This window comes from Mycobacterium sp., assembly GCF_035603715.1.
Taxonomy (GTDB): domain Bacteria; phylum Actinomycetota; class Actinomycetes; order Mycobacteriales; family Mycobacteriaceae; genus Mycobacterium.
In genome coordinates this window covers 1-4141 of record NZ_DATNJW010000126.1, presented here as the reverse complement: position 1 = coordinate 4141, position 4141 = coordinate 1, and the positions used below count along the sequence as shown (strand labels likewise).

The window sequence follows — 4141 nt, the reverse complement described above, 5'->3', positions numbered from 1 at the left end:
GCGGAGGCCGCCATCGCTTCCTTTACATCTTGGGGGTCAAATGTCACACTGAGCCTACCGCTGGCCCTGATCGATTGAAAGGTAGCGACGGTGACCAACCTCGTGATCCGCAAGATCCCGTGGGAGTTCGACGCAAGCGTGCCGTTCATGTGGCAGCCCGACAACCCGAATTTCGGTCTGTTCTGCAATGCCTTCACCTTCATTGCCGTCCCGTTCGAGCGCTACATCGTCAACGTGGTCCGCAGGGCTCAAGACAAATTGCAGGAGGACCCGGACGTCGCCGCCGAGGCCGAGGCGTTCCTGCGGCAGGAAGCGCAGCACGCGTCCGCCCACCGCAAACACATGCTCGCGCTGGTGCAGCGCTATCCCGAACTCGAACAGTGCTACGAGGACGCCTGCAGCGCCTACGACCAGCTGTTGGAGGAGCGGCCGATCGAATTCCACGCCGCCTACATCGCCAACTTGGAGGCGACGTTCACCCCGCTGTTCAAAGTCATTCTGGACAACCGTGATTCGCTGTTCGGCGCGGGGGACCGGCGCGTCGCCTCGCTGATGATGTGGCACTTCGTCGAGGAGATCGAACACCGCAGCTCCGGACTGATGCTATACCGGCACATCAGCCCCGACCCGTGGTATCGGACCAAACACATTCGGGACACCTTCAGCCACGTCGGCGCCGTATCCGGAGCGATAGCAAAGGTTTTCGACGAGGTCGTTCCATTCGAGGACCGCGGCGCATCGGCGCAGGAGCTGTTGTCGATCTCGCTGCTGTACGGCGAGTTCACCTTCCGCGGGCCCGGCGGTCGTCGCCGGCGGGGCCGCCGCGGTGGTCCGCCGACGCTGTTCGGCGATGTCCCCACCCGCCAGCTGTGCGCGATGGTCTGGCGGCTGGTGTTGTCGCAGGCGCCGCACCACGATCCGGCCGACCAACCGCTGCCGGATTGGGCGGACACCTGGATGCGTGAATACGAGCAGGGTAGTGATATGACCAGGTTTTATCCCCGTCCCGTCCCCCAGCAGTGAGGTAATCGATTTGCTGTCAACGAACTACGGCGCCCTGGTGCCCGAGGATGAGCTGCTCACCCATCAGATCGTTGACACCTTCGCCACGGTGAGTCAGTCGGACCCGTCGTGGACGGAGAAGATCTGGACGATCGCGCACGCGCGGGACAACTCGCTGCAGGTCGTCCTCGGGATCGGGAAGTACACCAACCGCGGCGTCTTCGACGGTGCCGCCGGTGTGTGCCGCGGCACCGAACAGTGGACGGTGCGCGCGGGCCGCCGGTTGTCGTCGGCGCCGGCGAGCACCGAAGTCGGGCCGATTCACTATCGGGTCGTCGAACCGTTGCGGGCGATCCGGATCAGCCTGGACGCCAACGAACATCAGCCGATCGCGTTCGACGTGGAACTGCGCGGAAGTTTCGACGCATCGCTGGAGGACCCCTGGCCGGACCGCAGCCCGGACGGATACCGGGTGACACACAACATCCTGCGCTACCACCAGGTCGGGGTGGCGTCGGGCTGGGTCGAGGTCGAAGGCAGCCGCGTCGACATCGTTGCCGATGAGTGGATTTCGATCCGGGACCACTCCTGGGGCCTGCGGCCCGGCATCGGTAAACCGATACCGGGACTGCCGCGCGGGAGCCGCAAGATCAAGCAGATGTTCATGACGTGGCTGCCGATGACCCTGACTCGCCCGGACGGATCGGCCTACTCGCTGTTCGTGATGTATCAGGAGGAGCGTGGTGACGGGTTCACCGAGATCCGTTGCCAGGCAGAGCAACAAAACCCCGACGGCACCTCGCACCGATTCCCGTCGGTCGAACAGGACATGCACTTCGAAGACGGCAACCGGCGGTTCACCCATGGAACGATCACCCTGATCGACACGGACGGTTCCCAACGTCCACTGACGATCACTGCCGCCGGCCCGACCGGCTTTCACCTCGGCACCGCGGGCTACTACGGCTGGAACGACTGGGTGTACGGCGAGTGGGTCGGTGACCTGAAGGTCGAGGGAAGCCATATCACCGACTGCGACAAGCCTGAGAACGCCCGTCAGCTGCACCAGCTTCGGGACCTGTTGGTTCGGATCGACGATCCGGTCGGCGGCGGCACCGGGCTGGGCAATGCCGAGACCTTTGCGCTCGGCGCGTTCCCGGAGCGCGGACTGACCAACGAAAACTCGTTTCTGTAGACGGAGATCGAATACCGCGGGTGTGTTTCTGGCCCGGACGAGAGTAGTGTCTGCACGGTCAGCGGTGCTTCGCACGCGAAAATGAGGTTGTCGTTCAAAGGATTTGGTCAGCTTGACCGGAGGCATATTCACGGCTGTCCGGTCATCGGCGGTCGATGGCTTACGGCTTCTCATGGAGAAGTCGACCAACCAGGCACCCACCGTGTCGTTCATCGTTATCGAGCCAGCCGACCACATCAGTCACGAGCGGCTACAGCAATGGGTGGGCTCGTCGTTGCCGCAACTGACGCGCTTTCGCAGCAGGCTGGTGGACCGGCCGTGGGGAGTGGGCCCGCCATTTTGGACCGAGATCGACAGGTATGACCCGTCGTCGCAGATCCACCGGGCAACGCTTCAGGTGCCGGGCGGTCCGCGCGAATTCGCCGACCTGATCGCGCACTTGAGCGCGGGATCACGTCATCAACGCGAAATGCTCTGGGAAGCCTGGAGCATTGACGGTCTGTCGGGTGGCCAGTGGGCGCTGGCGCTACGCCTATCGCCGGTATTGAGCGAGCGCGGTGTCGGTGCGGCAGCCATCTGGTCCCGGTTATTAAGCTCTGATCCCCACCATGACGATCAACCGAGGCAAGCGAGTCCGGGCAAACCTGCGGTGGGTGAACTCGCGGCCGAGGTGATCAGCGAGCTTCTCGAATTCCAATTCAAGGGTCTTTACCTGGTCGCGGAGACCGTCTCTGGTCTGCTGCACGTAGTGCGCAGGCAGCTGGGCGGGACGAATCCGGTAGACGAAGGTGATTCGGTGCCGCCAGCGGTGCCATCGATGCGTGGTCCAGTTCCACGCAATGCGTTCAGCGCACCCCTGACCGACCGCCGGGCCGTCGCGTTCACCTCGATCTGGCACGCCGATCTGGAGGCGGTCAGCACCGCGTTCGGCGGCGACGTCACGAATGTGTTGCTGGCCGCGTGCACTCTGTCGATGCGTGCTTGGCTGCAGCGCTACGACACCGTGCCCGACGATCCCTTGGCGATGTGGATGCCGCTTGCGCAAACAGTTGCTGCGCCCACCGACGATCGAGAGTCGCCGATCGCGGGCCAGATCCGCATCCCGGTGCAGCTCGTCGATCCCATCGAGATACTGACCAACCTGCACACAGCTACCGAGCGGATGAACACCGCACATTGTCACGATGACGACAAGGAACTCTTCACCGGTAACGCAGCGGCCATTATGTCGTTGATCCCGTCGAGTGTGCTCCACGCGGGTATGCGAATCGTCAAACAACTGGATGTGCGGCAACGACTGACGCCGATCTCACACGGCAGTGTCTCTCCCGACGCGGGTCACTCGTCGCCGGCGTACTGGGCCGGCGCCAAGGTCGTCGGTATGCAGACGGTGACGCCGCTGCTGGAAGGGTGTGGGTTGACCATCACGCCAACGACCCACGGCGAGCAGATGGATCTCAGTGTGTGCGTGTGTCCGGACAATGTGCCCGGGGTCGACTACATCGCGACCGGAATTGTCGATGCGCTCGACACCCTGGTGGCAGCCGCAGGCAAATCTCCTCGCGGACAAGGCCGCTCGGTCGTCACCGAGATGACGACGCATACCCGCAAGCGTCGGCCCGCTCGCTAGTCGTTCAGTAGTCCGTCGACTGACGATGCGTTGTTAGGCCCTGCCGCCGACATCATGATGTCGTGTGCGTGCTCTGGGTCGGTGCGAGTCGGTACCACCAAGAGAACGAGCTTGGTGCGATCGATGCCGACGACTTGAATGGTGTTGCCCGGTTGCTGGTAGTAGCCGCTGAGTCGGACCATATCCTCGCCCGTCGGGAACTCGGCCGGCGCTGTCGCCCAGTCGACAAAGTTGTAGGTCACGCGATCGATTGGGCCCAGTCGTATCGAGAGCACTGCCAACAAGTCCGGAAGTTCGCTCGGAAGGTCGTCACT

The 4141-nt window shown here is 63.4% G+C and carries 4 protein-coding genes; 3 read left to right on the top strand and 1 reads right to left on the bottom strand.

What is annotated here, in order from left to right:
- Window positions 1–90 precede the first annotated feature (90 nt).
- The 3 genes from VN856_RS05865 (at window position 91) to VN856_RS05855 (ending at window position 3827) form a co-directional block, all read left to right on the top strand.
- On the top strand, window positions 91–1023 hold the full coding sequence (locus VN856_RS05865) for a metal-dependent hydrolase (protein WP_325687074.1): 933 nt from the start codon (window positions 91–93) through the stop codon (window positions 1021–1023).
- A gap of 10 nt (window positions 1024–1033) precedes the next feature.
- A complete protein-coding gene (locus VN856_RS05860; RefSeq protein ID WP_325687072.1) occupies window positions 1034–2197 on the top strand; it encodes a hypothetical protein in 1164 nt (387 codons plus the stop codon).
- A 112-nt stretch (window positions 2198–2309) separates the two neighbouring features.
- The gene (locus tag VN856_RS05855; RefSeq protein ID WP_325687070.1) at window positions 2310–3827 is read left to right on the top strand and encodes a wax ester/triacylglycerol synthase domain-containing protein; all 1518 of its coding nucleotides are present in this window, start codon (window positions 2310–2312) and stop codon (window positions 3825–3827) included.
- Here VN856_RS05855 and VN856_RS05850 read toward each other — a convergent pair.
- Window positions 3824–4141 (bottom strand): DUF5994 family protein (locus VN856_RS05850; protein WP_325687068.1); only part of this gene is annotated, 318 nt, incomplete at its 5' end. The two genes, VN856_RS05855 and VN856_RS05850, sit on opposite strands and share 4 nt — an antisense overlap.